Source organism: Pseudomonas sp. 11/12A (genome assembly GCF_000800055.1).
Lineage (GTDB): Bacteria > Pseudomonadota > Gammaproteobacteria > Pseudomonadales > Pseudomonadaceae > Aquipseudomonas > Aquipseudomonas mohnii.
Map to the genome: position 1 here is coordinate 3,773,482 of NZ_JUGV01000001.1, position 16,504 is coordinate 3,789,985.

General features: G+C 60.0%; 12 protein-coding genes. All 12 read right to left on the reverse strand.

Features of this window, described 5'->3' with window-relative positions:
• Positions 1-8: 8 nt before the first annotated feature.
• Positions 9-1,079, reverse strand: coding sequence for a class I SAM-dependent methyltransferase (locus tag GQ39_RS17380; protein ID WP_047532042.1), 1,071 nt, complete (start codon positions 1,077-1,079; stop codon positions 9-11).
• Positions 1,069-1,926, reverse strand: a complete 858-nt coding sequence (locus GQ39_RS17385; RefSeq protein ID WP_047532044.1) for an NAD-dependent epimerase/dehydratase family protein — start codon at positions 1,924-1,926, stop codon at positions 1,069-1,071. The genes GQ39_RS17380 and GQ39_RS17385 overlap by 11 nt, the downstream gene beginning before the upstream one ends.
• Positions 1,923-3,149 carry a class I SAM-dependent methyltransferase gene (locus tag GQ39_RS17390; protein WP_047532046.1) on the reverse strand — a complete coding sequence of 409 codons (1,227 nt, stop codon included), beginning with the start codon at positions 3,147-3,149 and terminating at the stop codon, positions 1,923-1,925. Before GQ39_RS17390 ends, GQ39_RS17385 begins: the two co-directional genes overlap by 4 nt.
• On the reverse strand, positions 3,146-3,706 hold the full coding sequence (locus GQ39_RS17395) for a dTDP-4-dehydrorhamnose 3,5-epimerase family protein (RefSeq protein ID WP_047532048.1): 561 nt from the start codon (positions 3,704-3,706) through the stop codon (positions 3,146-3,148). The genes GQ39_RS17390 and GQ39_RS17395 overlap by 4 nt, the downstream gene beginning before the upstream one ends.
• Positions 3,703-4,785 (reverse strand): CDP-glucose 4,6-dehydratase, encoded by a 1,083-nt coding sequence (gene rfbG, locus GQ39_RS17400; RefSeq protein ID WP_047532049.1) that lies wholly within the window; start codon positions 4,783-4,785, stop codon positions 3,703-3,705. The genes GQ39_RS17395 and rfbG overlap by 4 nt, the downstream gene beginning before the upstream one ends.
• Entirely contained in the window at positions 4,767-5,540 is a 774-nt protein-coding gene (rfbF, locus tag GQ39_RS17405) for a glucose-1-phosphate cytidylyltransferase (RefSeq protein ID WP_047532051.1), read from the reverse strand. The genes rfbG and rfbF overlap by 19 nt, the downstream gene beginning before the upstream one ends.
• A 490-nt stretch (positions 5,541-6,030) precedes the next feature.
• Complete coding sequence (locus GQ39_RS17410) at positions 6,031-9,603, reverse strand: glycosyltransferase (RefSeq protein WP_047532053.1); 3,573 nt, start codon at positions 9,601-9,603, stop codon at positions 6,031-6,033.
• Between the two features lie 122 nt (positions 9,604-9,725).
• The gene (locus GQ39_RS17415; RefSeq protein ID WP_047532055.1) at positions 9,726-11,297 is read right to left on the reverse strand and encodes a flagellar hook-associated protein 3; all 1,572 of its coding nucleotides are present in this window, start codon (positions 11,295-11,297) and stop codon (positions 9,726-9,728) included.
• Between the two features lie 13 nt (positions 11,298-11,310).
• Positions 11,311-13,368 carry a flagellar hook-associated protein FlgK gene (gene flgK, locus GQ39_RS17420; protein ID WP_047532057.1) on the reverse strand — a complete coding sequence of 686 codons (2,058 nt, stop codon included), beginning with the start codon at positions 13,366-13,368 and terminating at the stop codon, positions 11,311-11,313.
• Between the two features lie 10 nt (positions 13,369-13,378).
• Positions 13,379-14,668, reverse strand: a complete 1,290-nt coding sequence (flgJ, locus tag GQ39_RS17425) for a flagellar assembly peptidoglycan hydrolase FlgJ (protein WP_047532058.1) — start codon at positions 14,666-14,668, stop codon at positions 13,379-13,381.
• Positions 14,669-14,678: 10 nt separating this feature from the next.
• Positions 14,679-15,749, reverse strand: a complete 1,071-nt coding sequence (locus tag GQ39_RS17430) for a flagellar basal body P-ring protein FlgI (RefSeq protein ID WP_236693152.1) — start codon at positions 15,747-15,749, stop codon at positions 14,679-14,681.
• A gap of 57 nt (positions 15,750-15,806) precedes the next feature.
• Positions 15,807-16,502, reverse strand: a complete 696-nt coding sequence (flgH, locus tag GQ39_RS17435) for a flagellar basal body L-ring protein FlgH (RefSeq protein WP_047532059.1) — start codon at positions 16,500-16,502, stop codon at positions 15,807-15,809.
• Positions 16,503-16,504 lie beyond the last annotated feature (2 nt).

Genomic DNA, 16,504 nt, shown 5'->3' on the forward strand with positions numbered 1-16,504 from the left:
CTCTGGGTTCACTGGAACGAAGCGCTGTCGACGGCGTGATAGACGTAGCGTCCACCGGTCATCCGCTTGATCTCTTCGAGGTAATTGGAGTTCATCACAAACAGGTTGGCGCCTTCGGGCAACGCATCCATAGCCTCTTGCGGCGAAGACACCTGAACACCGCTCAGAGGCAGATGACGCCCCTGTTTGGCGGGGTTGATGTCCACCACATGATCCACCGCCACACCCGCGCGCTGCAGGAACAACGAATAGATCACGCCCTTGGACGATGCGCCCCAAATGGCCGACCCTTGTTGCGGCGCGGCTTGAATGATTTGCACGGTACGTTCAAGGCTGGCAGTGAAATTGTCCGATAGCGCCAGCAATTGCGGTGCGGCAGATGGCGCGCGGCGCAATGTAGAAAGGTCGGCGACGATGTACAGGTACTGCCCGCCAAAGAGGTGCCCGGCTTCATGCACCGTATCGAACAGGCCTCGCAAATCGGCAAGACGGAAGTAGTTCACATGTTCGTAGAACACGTCGAACCAGGCGTTGTGCTCGACGATCCAGTCGAAGCACGGCACCTCGATGTAGATTTGTCCGCCACGGTTGGCCGAGGCAATGTCAGCCAGAAAGCTGACCGGGTCCTGAATGTGCTCCAGCACATGGCGCAGCACGATCGCATCGGCGGCAAGCCCCAGCTCACGGGTGAACGGCGCCTTGATCACATCGACGTTGTCGCCCTCATAGGAGGGGTCGATACCGGTGATGGCATAGCCACGCTCACGCAGCATTTCGAGGAAATAGCCCTTGCCACAGCCGACCTCGATCAGCTCGCGGCCTTTGAAATGCCGGGCCAGAATCGCCTCTACGTCATTCAAGTGATGCTGGAACTGCACCGAGTGGGCCTGTTCATTTTGGTAGTCGACGTCATAACTGAGTTGGCTGGCGTCGAAAGCCTGATTGAAGATCAGCCCGCTCTGGCTGTCCTGCACCAGCACGATGTCCGCACTGCCCGACGCCTTCGCCTGTTCGGCAGTGGCGAACGTACGGTTTTGCAGCACCGGGAGCCCGTTCGCTCGATAGAGTTCATGCTGCATGTTCTTCACCCCTTAATTGGGAAATTCGCTGGGCAATACCCCAAAAAGCCATGGGCTCATGGGCGGAATAACCGTAATGCCCCAGGTTCAGCGTTATGGAGGATTGGCGCTGCCTCACGCGCGCCTCGACCAGCGCCCGCACGGATACAGGCCGGCCACTGCAACAGTTGATCACACCACCGACATCGGGTCGGGCAATGAGCGTTGCCAACTGCGCCGCGGCCTCGGTGATCTCCAGATAGTCGCGTAGCTGGTCACCCATCGACATATTGAACTGCGCGTCGCCGGCATCGATCGCCCGGTCCAGCGCCGCGAGCAGGCTGTTGGGGTTCTGCCCTTCGCCATGCAGATAGAACAACCGCGCCCACTGCAAAGTGAACGGATGTTCCTGCGCAAGGCTCTGCAAAAACAGGCGCAGTGTGTGCTTGGCCAGCCCATACGGATTGGATGGTTGCGGCTCGACCTGCTCGCTGAGCGGCCCGCTCTGCAGGCCATATTCGAAACAGGTGCCGGTCACCAATACGTGTTTCACACCCGCCTCGACCACGCTTTTGACAAAGCGGTAGTCGGCCATCAGGTTGTGCTCGAAATGGAACAGCCCCCGATAGTTCGGCAGCCCCGGCCATGCCAGATGCGCCAGTACATCGACGCCCTCGGTCAATGCGACGACATCGACATCGGCGGCGTGAATATCCGCCGCGATAAACTCGACGTCCTTGATCCACGGCATGCCCTGCGCAGTGTTTGCGTTGCGCGCCACCGCACGCACCTTGCAACCGCGCGTCAACAGCTCCGCGACCAGATGCCGACCGACGAAGCCCGTGGCTCCGGTCACCAGAACCTTCACAGCACGCTCAACTCAGGCACGGCGATCACGAAGCGACCGTCCCACTGACGCACTTGTGCCAGTTGCTGGCTGACTTCGTGCAGCAGGTTCCACGGCAACACCAGCACGTAATCCGGTTTCTCGATATCGATCTGTGCTGGCGCCACAATCGGAATGCGGCTGCCCGGCAAAAACTTGCCCTGCTTGTGCGGATTGGCATCGGCCACCCACGCGAGCAAGTCCGGTTTCACGCCGGCGTAGTTGAGCAAGGTATTGCCCTTGGCCGCCGCGCCGTAACCGACCACACGCTTGCCGTCGGCCTTCGCCTGCAACAGGAAACGCAGCAGGTCATGTTTGATGCGTTCGGCAGCAGGCGCGAGGGTCGCGTAGTACTCGGCAGTTTTCACCCCGGCATCGAGTTCGGCCTGCAACTGCTGTTGCACCGCCGCTTGCACCGCACGGCGTTCGCCGTCCTTGCGTTGAACGAACACCCGCAACGATCCGCCATGCGTGCTCAACTGGCTGACGTCGAACACCTCAAGGCCGTTGCGCTCGCACCGGGTCTGTACGGCGGTCAGCGACAGGTAGGAATAGTGCTCGTGATAGAGCGTGTCGAACTGCGCACCCGCCATTAGCGTCAACAGTTGCGGAAACTCGAACGTGGCCACGCCGGTTGGCTTGAGCAAGGTGGCGAAACCACCGAGGAAATCATTGATGTCCGGCACGTGCGCGAGCACGTTGTTGGCGGCCATCAGGTCGGCGCCCCAGCCTTCGCTTTTCAACTGCGCGGCGGTATCACGACCGAAGAACAGTTCCCGAATCTCCAGGCCTTTTTCCCGGGCTGCCTGCGCGGTGCTGCGAGTGGGTTCGACACCCAGGCACGCAATACCGCGACCGGCGACGTATTGCAGCAGGTAGCCATCGTTGGCGGCCACTTCCACCACACGACTGTCAGCCGTCAGGCCGAAGCGCTCGACCATCTCCGCCACGTAACGTTCGGCATGGGCCAGCCAGGTGCTGGAGAACGAACTGAAATAAGCGTACTCGGCGTCGAACAGGCTGTCGGCGCTGGTGTAATCCTCGGTCTGCACCAGCCAGCATTGCTGGCAAACGGCGACCTTCAGCGGCACCCATTGCTCGGCCTGTTCCAGGCGATCGGCGTGCACATAGGCATTGGACGGCGGCGAAGTGCCGAGGTCGATCAGCGGCAGGCTCAAAGGTGCAGCGCACCCACGGCAGTTCATACACGCACTCCGGCAAAGTGTTGATCGAGCGCAGGATGGCTGGAATCACGCGCTGACAAATTATTGACAGGCAACGGCCAGGCAATCGCCAGCCGTGGATCGCTTATCGACAGACCGCCCTCGTGCTCCGGCGCATAATCGGCGCTGTGCAGGTAAAGCAATTCGGCGTCGTCGGTCAGGGTTTGAAAACCGTGGGCGAAACCGGCTGGAATCAACAAACTGCGACCGTCGCCAGCCTTCAGGTGCTCGGCGTGCCAGTGCAGAAAGGTCTCCGAATCGGGGCGCAAATCCACCGCCACGTCCCACACCTCACCACGCAGGCAAGTAATCAGCTTGGCTTCCGGCGCGTTGGCGTTCTGGTAATGCAGACCTCGCACACTGCCCTTCTCGCGGGTGCAGGAATGGTTGATCTGGCGGATATGAAACTCGGCGCCAAACGCCGTCAGACTGCCTTCGCAAAACAACCGGGCGAAGTGCCCGCGCTGATCTTCAAAACGCTTGTGCTGGACGCTGAACAGTCCGGCCAGCGGCAACGCCTTCAATGAAAACTCCCTCACAGCCCGCCTCGGTACAGGCTCAGTTGGCCGAGGGTGACGGCGCGCATGTCATCGCCGTTCTGCCACGCCAGATGCCAGTCGAGAGTCTGGGTCAGGCACTGCTGCAACGACCAGCGCGGCTGCCAGCCCAGCACCTGGCGGGCGCGGCTGCTGTCCAGGCGCAGCAGACCGGCCTCGTGCAGTTCGCTTTTTTCGACGCGCAGACCGCGAGCCTGTGGCCAGCGATGGGCGAGCAGTTCGACCACTTCGCCGACGCTGCGCATGTCCGCCTCACCCGGGCCGAAGTTCCAGGCACCGGCATACTCCGGGCCTTGTTCATAGAGACCGGCGGCCAGTTGGAGGTAACCGGCCAGCGGCTCCAGCGCGTGTTGCCACGGGCGCACGGCTTGCGGGTAGCGCAGGGTCACAGGCTCATCCGCCGACCAGGCTTTCAGCACGTCGGGAATCAGTCGCTCGGGGGCGAAATCACCGCCGCCCAACACGTTGCCGGCGCGCGCGGTGGCGAGGGCAAGGCCGTGCTCGTCGTACTTGTCGGCCGGGAAGAACGAAGCCGCGTAAGACTGCGCCAATAGCTCACAACATGCCTTGCTGCTGCTGTAGGGATCGTGGCCGCCGAGGGCTTCGTCTTCGCGGTAGGGCCACAGCCATTCCTTGTTGGCGTAGACCTTGTCGGTGGTCACCAGGACGCAGGCGCGCACGCAGCCGACCTGACGAATCGCTTCGAGCAGGTTGAGGGTGCCCATGACGTTGCTGGAATAGGTGCCGAGCGGATCGCGATAGCCTTCTCGCACCAGCGGCTGAGCGGCCAGGTGCAGAACGATCTCAGGCTCGGTCTCGGCGATGATTTCAAGCAAGGCTCCCAGATCACGCAAGTCGCCGCGCACATCGTTGATGCCTTCATGCACTCGCGCCAGGTCATACAGGTTCGGTTCGGTGGCCGGATCAAGGGCAAAGCCGCTGACCTCGGCGCCAAGGCTCTGCAACCACAGCGTCAGCCAACTGCCCTTGAAACCGGTATGCCCGGTGACCAGAACCCGCTTGCCGCGCCAGAAATCCGCACTCAGGCCCACTGCTTCCATGGGGCCTCCCCGCTCTGCCACAGCGCTTCGAGGTGGTTCTTGTCGCGCAGGGTGTCCATTGGCTGCCAAAAACCGGAATGCTCGTAAGCATGTAATTGCTCAAGCTCGGCCAGGCGCATCAGCGGCTCCGCCTCCCAACTGGTCGCGTCACCGGCAATGAAAGGCAATACCTTTGGCGAAAGCACAAAGAAGCCGCCATTGATCCAGCCGCCATCGCCACGGGGTTTTTCGGTGAACCCCAGCACTTGGTCACCCAGCCGCTGCAGTGCGCCATAGCGTCCCGGCGGCTGCACGGCGGTGACCGTCGCCATTTTGCCGTGAGCTTCGTGAAACCTGATCAGGTTGCTGATATCGACGTCGGAGACGCCATCGCCGTAGGTGAAACAAAAAGCTTTTTCGTCTTTCAGATAAGGGGCGGCACGCAAGAGACGGCCACCCGTCATGGTTTCTTCACCGGTTTCGACGAGGGTGACGCTCCACGGCTCGCTGTAGTTCTGGTGCACGTCCATGCGGTTTTCCCGCATGTTGAAGGTCACGTCGGAGGTGTGCAGGAAGTAGTTGGCGAAGAAATCCTTGATCGCATACCCCTTGTAGCCCAGGCAGATCACAAAGTCGTGAATCCCGTGGGCGGAATACTGCTTCATGATGTGCCAGAGTATTGGCTTGCCACCGATCTCGACCATCGGCTTGGGCTTGAGGTGCGACTCTTCACTGATGCGCGTGCCCAGGCCACCCGCCAAAATAACTGCCTTCATCGTCTCCCCTCTTGTTCTTCACAGGGCTCGGGCAAGCTGGATCAAGCTTTTGCGGGCCTTCTGGATCAAACTTTCTGCCGTGCGGGCACTCTGCGGATTGACCGCAAGTGCTCGTTTTATGGCGATATACCGGGGGCTTGCAGGAAACGCGCCAGCTAGCGACCCAAGTGGCGGACACAAAAAAGGGGCCAGCCCGATCATGCGACCGAGCTCGCCCCTCTCATTTTGATCTGGCACCTTCAACACCCTTGCAGGATTGAAAGTGCCTCGCTAATGACGTTGTCCAGTTCACTGCCTAACCGGTAAACGCCAAGTGCCGGTATACGTCAGACGTTAAATGTTGGCCGCCAGCACTGTGCTGCTCGGATCGATCACCGCCATGCTCACCTCATTAAAAGAGCTTGAGGGGTGAAACCTGAAACGCTTGTTGGCCACGACACAAATAAAACAGGCGGCCCCATGGCCGCCTGCGGTGAACACTCGCACCTGATCAGTCAGGTAGCCAGCCCTCGATCCAATAGTTCAGGTTGTTGCCCTTGAGCATGTAATCGCGCAGCACTTCCTCGCGAAGCGCATCGCCCATGCGGTAGCTCGCATCGGGATCGGACAGGTGCATGCGAATCGCTTCAAGCCATTCCTCGGTACTGTTGCTCACGACCTTGGTGCAGGGCAGATAACCCCGATAAGCCTCGGTATCCGTGCAGATCACCGGGTACCCGCAAGCGCCGTACTCCAGCAGCCGCAAGTTACTCTTGCAGTCGTTGAAAATGTGAAACTCCAGCGGCGCCAGTGCCAGATCGAGATTCAGGCTGGCCAGCTTGGCCGGGTAAGCCTCCAGGCCAACGCTTGGATGAAACTCATGAACAAACGGCCGCAACGCGGGCGGGCACATGCCGAAAAAAACCCATTCGACTTCATTGGCCAACTGACTCACCACATCGGCAATGATCGCCAGGTCACCGTCATGGCTCGTCCCGCCGCCCCAGCCCACGCGAGGCTTGCGTGAGGTGCGGCGACGACTGGTGAGGCCGGACCACAGATGCGGCGCCAACATGTTTGGCACGACGCGAATATCATGGTGCATATCACGCAGGGCATCGGCCAGAGGCTGGGTCGAGACCACGACGCGATCACACAAGCCGACGCCACGGCGCACGATTTTATCGACCCCAACCTCGGCCTTGCGCAAGTGCGCGTTCTTTTTCGGCACATCGATTACATAATCGTCGAGCTCGAATATCCGGAAAGCGCGAGAGCCGTTTTTGACGCGCTCGACTTCATCGACCGCATTCTGGTTATAGCGTCCCTGCAACACAATCACGTCGGGAGAGCAACGTTCCAGCTCGATGTCTGTCGGCGTGTAATAAGCGAGATGCCCCACCACGCGCCCGGCGGCTTCAAGCTCGAAGAAGGGTTGAGTAACCCGGTAATGACCCACGGCACTGGCATTGATGGGAATGCCCAGTACTTTGGGCAACATCGGACGCAGGAACGGGTCCCAACCGGCTTTGAATCCCGGCTCCAGACTGAAGTTGCTGGTGCCCAGACTCAGGTTGGGGTTGTAGGCCGGATCCCTCGCCACTACCGGCATCCAACGCTGATAAAAACTCTTCTGTTCGGCTTGAATCAGCTTGGGCGCGAGGTCCACAGCAGATGACGGAGCAATTCGCATCAGCTCGGCGTAAGGCGTCCACACCACCAGGTAGCCGCTTTGCCGTACGCGCAGGCAAAAATCAGCCCCGTTGAGCGCTTGCGGCAGATCGCGATCGTCCAGGCCGTGCAGTTCATCGAATACGTTCTTGCGTACCAGCAAGCAATCGATTCCCACTGCACTGAAATTCTGTACGGTCTGCTGACGCTGCATGTAACCCGGCGTGTTGAACAGCTCGCCACGATTGGGCACGCCGGTCGTGCCGCGCAACCCCAGCACCTGGGCCGCGCCCTCGATACGCCCTTGCGGGCTCACCAGGCGACCACCGACCACGCCGACTTCAGGTCTCCGTGCGTGGTTGAGCAACTCGTCGAGCCACTCAGGGCTCACAACAGCGGTGTATGCACTCAGAAACAGCAGGTAGTCACCCCGCGCCTGACTCGCGGCAAAGTTGTGCAGCGCAGCCAGATTGTCGCCGTAATCACAGCGCAATACGCGCAACTTCTCGCTGCCCATTTGCTCGAGGGCCGACAGCCAGTTGCGGGCGTCCACAGCACTGCTGGCGTTATCGACAATCAGAATTTCATAGTGCGCGAAAGCGGTTTTCTCCAACAAGCTTTCAACGCAACGCTGAAGCGCACTCAGTCCATCGCGAGTCGCAACGATGATCGAAACCATGGCCGGCTGATCGTGCAGATAATCGACGCGGTTGATCATCGCCTGACTGCCGGCACGGATCGTGTGCGGTACACCGAGCCGATCCAGATGCGCGGCCAGTACCCGCGGGCTCTGTTCGATCACCTCAGGCTGATTCACCCACTGCGACAGGCGCAATGTGGACTCGACGAGCACTTCGGCAATGTGCCCGATGGCGTGCGGCCCGCTGCTCTCCACCAGACGCCAGAGCAGATCATGCACACCCAGTTCGCCAAAACCTCGCGAGATGCCGCCCAACTCGATCATCCGATGCCGTTGCAGAGCAAGGACCCGTCCGACATAGGGGTAGCTGCGCATCAGGTCGAGGTTGAAATCCGGTTTGAAAACCGGCTCGATTGACACCTCATCGCGCAACCCGCCTTCATCACTGTACAGACAGCGTAAGTCGGGCATTTCAACCATGCGTTCAGCGAGCAACAGCAAGGCCAGTTCATTGAGGCGATCACCAGCGCGAAGCAGATAGATCCAGTCGGCATTTTCCAACTGGGCCAGCAAGTCATTGAACTGGGCGACCGGGTCAACTTCCAGGCGCATGTGACGTACGCCATCACACGATACTTGCTGCGACGAAGACAGCACCACCACTTGCTCGGCGGCATAGGACTGCAGACGAATACTTTTGAGCGTTTCTTCCAGCGCCGAAGTATCGCCTTCGCTGTCGAGAACAATCGGCACGATGCGCGGACGCCAGCTCCAACTCTGCAAGCGGGCACCGAGCAAACGCTGCTGGGAGGGGTTCAGGGCACGGCATGACAACCACTCGCGGTACATCTGCGAAAAGCTTTCGCTGGTGTAACCAACCCGAGTGTTGACCAATGTCTGGATGAAGCCCAATTGTCGGCCGAGGGCGATTTCTTCCCAGGCATAAGCGTGCCCCTCAACCGCGTCCGCCAATGCCAGAGAACGCACCCAGCCCGGCGCGGGGGCAGGCTCACCACTGCGCAAGGCAAGCATTTGCTTGAGCCAGTCGAGTTCCGTTTTGAGCGCTGCCTTGACGGGCGCCTGCTGACTCAGTTGCGCAGGATGCAAGCGTTCCAGGCTTAACATCTGAGCCACCACCACGAGGTTGCCGCGCCGCAACAGGCAAGCGAACAGGGCGAAATCCAGACAAGCAACAAAGCCTTCCCCGATCTGGGTCAGGGCCGGCAAATATTCCAGCGCATGCCGGGTACGGATCAGCGCCCCGCTAAGGCCACTGAGAAAGTTGACCTGAGAACTTTCCAGGATGCCCAGCAGGTCCTCACCCTTGAACAGGGTGACACCTTTGGAGAAACAGCAATTGGCAACACGATCGGCCAACACAATGTGATCCGCGTCATAGAACTGCCGCTGGGCAATCACCAGATTGACGTCTTCATGATCGATGAAACCGGCGATCTGCTGGGCAATGCACTCAGTCAGCAACTGGTCGTCGTCGCACAGCAACTTCAGGTATTCACCGCTGGCCGCTTGCGCGCATGCCATGAGGTTGCCTTGAAATCCCAGACGCTGGGGGTTGCGCACATAGCGCAGGCAAATCGTTGCAGGCACCTCGCAGGCATCGACAATTTCGCGAATCTCATCGCCAGCACTGTCGTCACAGACGATCACTTCAAGATGGGGATAGGTCTGGCTCAGCGCGCTTTGCAGCGCCACTTGAAAAAACTGCGGATTGAAGGCGGGAATTGCGATGGTAACAAGAGGTGCTGGATTCACGGCGGGGAAACTCGTGAGCGGCGGGAGCTTACTTCAATGAAGTAACCCCCCGGAACCGCTGAAAAAAGACGGTTTGCTCTCGGCAGAGGCGACCTTCGCGAGATCATCGCGAAAGCACGGACTCAGACTTTGTTGAACAGGCCCAACTGAGCGATCTTGCTGAACGCCAGTTGCGATGCCTGCAACATGGTTTGCTGCAGGGTCAGGCGAGTCATCACGTCAGCCGCATCAGAATCACGAATGGCACCCTGGGTCTGGGTATTGGCCAGCACCATGCTCTGGTTGATATCGGTCTGAGTCACCAATGAAGCGCCGCGACCCCCGACCGAACTGACGCCGATGGCCAACTGATCGATCCCGCTGGTCAGGTTACCGATACCAGCGGTGACTGCCGCGTTCATTTTCTGAATAGCGACCGGATTATTGTTGGTCGGGGTCGCCAGCGCTGTTTTCAACTGGCTGACGGTGTCAAGAATGTTCTGGGTCTTGTGCGTATTGACCGAAACGGAGAACTGGTCGCCTGCACCCGGCGTGCCGGCCACCGTGAACGAAACACCGGACGCTGTAGCGGTCGTCCCGGCCACGGTTCCGGTGGACACCGGCTTGCTGTCAGCGGTCAATGGTGCTGCGTACAGATCAAAGTCTGTGGCACTGGTGAACTTCAGGATCGCTCCGCCATTCGGGAAGCTGGCGTTGTAATCCGTGGCGTTGGTCACAGCGGCACCGGTCACCAGTGCGGCCGACGGGTTACCCGGGCTACGCGAAGTGGTGAAGGTGTCCGGCTTGGCGCCGAAAGTGAAGCTGTGGCCGGCGATGGCGGCGTCCGGGTTGGCGCTGTCACCGCTCTTCAAATTGATGTTGAGCTTGAGATCAACACCACGGAAGCTCACGGTCTGGCTGTTGGCGTTACTGGACGAGAACACACCGTTCTGGCTGGTTTCGGCCGTCACGTCGGTACCCGCCGCGTCGGTGATTTTCAGCTGAGTGCTGCTCAAGAACGAAACAGTGTAGGGCTCACCACTGCGGAATTTGGCATTGTAGGTCACATCGGAACTGACCTGACCGTTGGACAGCGACACTCGACCGTCATCAACGCCTGGAGCGGTGAGGCTGGTCTCGGTCCGATTGGTATTGATCGCCTGCTGGAACACGTCCCAACCGGTGCTGTTGGTGGCCATCGACTGGTTGTCACCAATCGGCAGATCAAGGGTGACCTGATCACCGTTGTAGGAGTAGGTGCCGTCAGTGTTGCGGGAGAACGGAGCCACATCACCCTTGGAGCCGGAGAAGATGTACTTGCCGTTTTCGTCCTTGGTGTTCATCAGACTGAGCAGTTGCTCTTCGATCTGCCCCAGCTCGGAGGAGTTCGCCTGACGGTCTGCATCGGTATAACCGGCGTTGCCAGCACCCAGCGCCAGCTCTTTGGCACGCTGCAACACGTTGCCGATGCTGGTCATGACCGCTTCGGTCTGACCGAGGGTCGCCTTGATAGTGGTCATGTTCGACGAATACTGATCGAGCATCGAAGCCTGTTGACCCAACTGCAGCAACCGCGAGGCGCCGACCGGATCATCTGCCGCCGTGTTGACGCGAACCAGGCTGCTGGCCTCTTCGCTGCTCTTGACCACGTTGGCGAAGTTACGCTGGTAGTTTGCCGCTGAGGACTCGTAAAACTGGCCGGTGGAAATGCGCATGGGCTACGACTCCTTAAAGACTGTTGATCAGTGTGCTGAAGATTTCTTGCGCAGCCTTGATGATCTGCGAAGAGGCCGTGTAGTACTGCTGATACTTGACCAGATTGCCGGTCTCCTCGTCGAGGTCGACACCGGAAAGCGAGTCACGTGCGCTCTTGGCGTTCGCCAGAATGGCCGAGGTCGCGGCACTGTCGAGCTTGCCTTGAGCCGCCTTGGCGCCGACACCCTCGACCAGTTTTCCGTAAGCATCAGTCAGGGAAATGCCTTTGCTTGCCGAACCGGTGTCCACGACTTGCTGGGTCTGCAGACCCGCCAGTGCAGTGCCATTGCGGTTGTCCAGGCTGCCTGGCTGGCTGAGGCTGACGTTGATCGCCGTGCCCTTGTCAGGAGAGCCGGCCACCGTCATGTCGAAACTCACGGTGTACTGCGTAGCTGGCGCAGGTGGAATCGGCGAACCGGTCGAATCCTTGAGCGGAATATTGAGACTCAGCGTGTTGCTCTGACCTGGCTGGATCGAACCCGAACTGAGCACGCCACCCTTGGCATCCAGAAGCTGATAGCTTTGGGTGGTGCCGTCGGCCGACGGATCACCGAACACCACTTTGACCGGAGTCGAATACTTCAGGCCGTTCTGCATCGCGGTGGTGGTCGCGGTGTCATAGATGTCGAACTTGGTGGTCAGGGTCGGCTGACCGCTGGCAGGAATGGTCAGCGTTCCGCCACCACCCGGGGCGATGGCCGCGCCCAGCGGTGCCGCGATGGCCAGACGCTTGGAGTCGGTCATCTCGGTCTGGATGTTCGCCGCGGCATTACGGGTCGGGGTGATCTTGAAGCTGTCGCCCGCGGCTGCCCCGCCGTTGAGCGTCAGCGCAAAGCCCTCGATCACCGGTGGCGGGTTGGTGGTGGTGCTGTAGGCGCCCACGGCGGAGCCATCCGGCAAGCGTTGCACGGTGTAGTCTGTGGCGCTGGTGAACGTCACCTTGTAATCGTTGGTGGTCAGTTTGCCGCTGTCTTCAATGCTGACATCGAAGTTGCCCGAGCCGGCGCTGTTGCCGATCGTCGCAATGCTGCGCTGAGCCATGTTCGTGGCAGTGTTGATGGAGTTGAACAGATTGCCGCCGAAATTACCGTTCTTGTCGATGCCTTGGGCCTGGATGGTGTTCATCTGATCGGCGACGGTGAGCGCCACACGACCCAACTCGTTCATGGCCGGATCGAGTACTTCGCTGCGATAACGCAGCAGGCCGCCGATTTCACCACCAGTCATGATCGATGTGATGTCGATGGTGCTCGAGCCACGATTGACCTGCAGCGAGATACGTCCCGGGTCATCCTTACTTGGCACCGCCTCCAGTTTGTTGACGGTATTGCCAATCACCAACGGCTGACCGCTGCCCAGATAGATGTCTACGTTGCCTTCACGCTCAACAAACTGTGCACCGGTAAAGGTTGAAAGCTGACGCATGGTTTCGTTGCGAGCATCCAGCAGGTCATTTGGCGCACCGCCGGAAGCGGAGACTTCGCTGATTTTCTTGTTCAACTGCGCCATGGTAGTGGCCAGCTTGTTGACCTGATCAGCCATGCTGGTCAGGTTGCCGTTGATGTCGGCGTTTTGCGAGTTCAACTGGCTGGAGATCGAGTTGAAGCGGTTGCCCAGGGCCTGCGCATCGCTGAGCAGCAACTGACGGGAAGCGTCGTCGCCGGGCTTGGCATTGACGTTCTGCACCGAAGCAAAGAACTTGGTCAGTGCGCCGTTAAGGCCAGTGCCGCTGTCGGAAAGCAACTTGTCGAGCGGCGTGACCTGGCCCAGGTACGCAGCCGAATCACTGTTGAGCGACGTCGTGGTCTGCAACTGTGCATCGAGGTAGCTGTTGTACACCCGGCGCACATCGGCCAGTGTCGTGCCGGTGCCGATGTAGACGTTGCCGTACTGAATCGACGCCTTGGAGCCCTGCACGGTTTGCTGGCGCGAATAACCGGCGGTGTCGACATTGGAAATGTTATTGCCGGTAGTCATCAATGCAGACTGGCTAGCGGACAAACCCGACATCCCGATATTGAGCAAACTCATGGTTCAGACCTTATAAATTCGTTGAAACGCCCGCCGCAGCGTAGTTCTGGTAACTCGACATCTGCCTGGCTATCTGCGAAATCTTGCTTGCGTAGTCCGGGTCGGTTGCGTAACCGGCCTTTTGCAACTCGCGTACAAACTGTTCTGGGTTATCGGCCGACTTCACGACATCTTGATAGCGATTGTTGGTCTGCAGCAAAGTCACAAGGTCATGGAAGCTGTCCTTGTAGGAATCGTAGGAACGGAACTGGGCCGTCTCCCTGACCATCTCGCCATTCCTGAATTCGCTGGTGATCGCCCGCGCCGAATCCCCCTTCCAACTGCTGCCGGCCTTGATGCCGAACAGGTTGTGACTACTGCTGCCATCCTGGGCGCGCATGACCGATTTGCCCCAACCGGTTTCCAGGGCGGCCTGGGCCACCAGGTAACGCGGGTCGACGCCGATGCGCGCGGCGGCTTCCTTGGCCATCGGCAGCATGGTGTTGACGAATTCGTCGGCGGAGCTGAAGGCTTTTTTCGCCGGCGCGAGCGGAATCTGCGCCATGGCACGACCGTAAATCTGCATACCACCGCCGGAAGCCGTGTCCGTTTGCGAAGCGAGCCAGTCGCCGTTGTACAAAGGGCCGGCACCGCTGCGAGTGCTCTGCGGCAACTGGATTTTGTTCTGCACCGTGGCGGCGGTCGCTGCGGTGGTCGAGGCCGAAGGCACCAGACCCGCCAGCAAGCGGTCAGCCAGTTTCGGCGGCAAGGCCAGGCGCCGCTGATTGATCATCGCCATGTCGTTGCGATGCTCGCCCTCGCCCGTCGGCGCATGGACCGACCGCGAAGCCCACAACGGACGCTGTCCATTGACTCGCGAAAGCGGCCCACCGGTTGCGACTGTACCGGCGGCCACCGGTGTCTGCGCGGCTGCCTTTGCCGCTTCCTGCTTGGCCGCCGACGCGGCGGCCGCCTCACCGGGAGCCATCGGCTTGTTCTTCGACATCTGCCGCATCAGCACGTCGGCCAGACCGATACCACCGCCCTCGCGGGACATGGAGACGGCCAACTGCTGGTCGTACATTTCCTGGTATTGCTTGGCCGCTGGCGTGTTGAGCGGATTGTCCTGACCGAGCGCCTCGGTGGCCGAGCGCATGGACTTGAGCATTTCACCGAGGAACAGCGACTCGAATTCCTGCGCAACCTTGCGCATATTGCCATCGCTGTTCTTGTCGCCGACCTTGAGCTGGTTCAGACGATTGAGGTCCGAGTAAGAACCCGAATCGCTGCTGCTGACCAGACCGCTCTTGCGCATATCCACGATGCCGTCCTCAGATCACGATCAGATCGGCTTGCAACGCGCCGGCCTGCTTCAGAGCTTCGAGGATCGCCATCAAGTCACCCGGGGCCGCGCCGACCTGATTCACCGCCCGCACGATTTCGTCGAGGGTGGTGCCGGGGCCGAATTTGAACATCGGCTTGGCTTCCTGCTGGGCATTGACTTTGGAACGCGGAACGACCGCTGTCTGACCATTGGACAGAGGGCCCGGCTGGCTGACGATCGGGTCTTCGGTGATGGTCACGGTCAGGCTGCCGTGGGTCACGGCGGCCGGTGAAACCTTGACGTTCTGACCAATCACGATGGTGCCGGTACGGGAGTTGATGATGACTTTCGCCACCGCCTGGCCCGGATCGATTTCGAGGTTTTCGATGATCGACAGGTAGTCGACCCGCTGACTCGGATCCAGCGGCGCACTGACGCGAATCGAACCGCCGTCGATGGCCTGGGCCACGCCAGGGCCGAGCATGTCGTTGATCTTGTCGACGATGCGCTTGGCGGTGGTGAAGTCGGAACGGTTGAGGTTCAGCGTCAGGCTGTTGCCCTGGTTGAAACCGCTCGGCACCGCTCGCTCGACCGAGGCTCCGCCCGGGATGCGACCGGCCGACGGAACGTTGACGGTGATTTTCGAACCGTCGCGGCCTTCAGCATCGAAACCGCCCACCACCAGGTTGCCCTGGGCGATGGCATAGACGTTACCGTCGATACCCTTGAGCGGCGTCAGCAGCAAGGTACCGCCACGCAGGCTCTTGGAGTTACCGATGGACGAAACGGTTATGTCGACCTGCTGTCCCGGCTTGGCAAACGCTGGCAAGTCAGCACTGATCGACACGGCGGCGACGTTCTTCAACTGCACATTGCCCGATCCCGGCGGTACCTTGATACCGAACTGCGAGAGCATGTTGTTGAAGGTCTGCAGGGTGAACGGGGTTTGCGTCGTCTGGTCACCGGTGCCGTTAAGCCCGACCACCAGCCCGTAACCGATCAATTGGTTGGAACGCACGCCGGAAATACTGGCGATATCCTTTAGCCGCTCGGCTTGAGCACCCAGCGACAAGGACATCAACAGCGCAGCTGCGATCAGGTGCTTGAAGTTCAACTTGCTCACCAAAAAAGCCACCTAGAAAGGGAACAGCGGGCTGAGGAAGAAACGGTCGAACCAGCCTGGCTGACTCGCATCGGCAAACGAACCGGTGCCCGAATAGGTGATGCGCGCATCGGCGACGCGAGTCGACGAAACAGTGTTGTCGGTAGCGATGTCATCGGCACGCACGAGCCCTGCGATCCGCACCAGTTCATCCCCAGTGTTGAGGGTCATCCACTTCTCGCCTCGCACGGCAATGATGCCGTTGGGCAACACGTCGGCGACGGTCACGGTGATCGAGCCGGTCAGGGTATTGCCCTGGGCTGCCTTGCTGTCGCCTTTGGTCGCACGGTCACCTTCGTAACTGGCGCTCAGACTCAGGTCGCCACTACCAAACGGGTTGTTGGTATTGGGCGTAGAACCGAACAGCGACGTCAGGCCGATGCCGGTCTTGCTGTTCTTGGCCACCTGCGAGTTGGCGTTTTTACTGGCCTGGGTCTTCTCGTTCAGGGTGATGGTGATGATGTCACCGACCCGAAACGCCTTGCGGTCGCCGTAGAGGTTCTGTTCGAAACCGGCCTGGTAGATCGAGCCATTGTTCGCGGCAGCCGGCAGCGGCGTGCGCGGCAACACCGGGGCATAGTAGGGATCATTGGGCTTGGGTGTCGACGGCACACAGCCCGCGAGCACGGTGACTCCAGTCAATGCCAGAACGGAAACGAAGCGATTCATGA

Bases quoted from the DNA above. Each gene is read 5' to 3' on its own strand.
- flgH (WP_047532059.1), bottom strand. From the start codon at position 16,502: ATGAATCGCTTCGTTTCCGTTCTGGCATTGACTGGAGTCACCGTGCTC.
- GQ39_RS17415 (WP_047532055.1), bottom strand. From the start codon at position 11,297: ATGCGCATTTCCACCGGCCAGTTTTACGAGTCCTCAGCGGCAAACTAC.
- GQ39_RS17390 (WP_047532046.1), bottom strand. From the start codon at position 3,149: ATGAACTGCCGTGGGTGCGCTGCACCTTTGAGCCTGCCGCTGATCGAC.
- GQ39_RS17430 (WP_236693152.1), bottom strand. From the start codon at position 15,749: ATGTCCTTGTCGCTGGGTGCTCAAGCCGAGCGGCTAAAGGATATCGCC.
- rfbG (WP_047532049.1), bottom strand. From the start codon at position 4,785: ATGGAAGCAGTGGGCCTGAGTGCGGATTTCTGGCGCGGCAAGCGGGTT.
- GQ39_RS17380 (WP_047532042.1), bottom strand. From the start codon at position 1,079: ATGCAGCATGAACTCTATCGAGCGAACGGGCTCCCGGTGCTGCAAAAC.
- rfbF (WP_047532051.1), bottom strand. From the start codon at position 5,540: ATGAAGGCAGTTATTTTGGCGGGTGGCCTGGGCACGCGCATCAGTGAA.
- flgK (WP_047532057.1), bottom strand. From the start codon at position 13,368: ATGAGTTTGCTCAATATCGGGATGTCGGGTTTGTCCGCTAGCCAGTCT.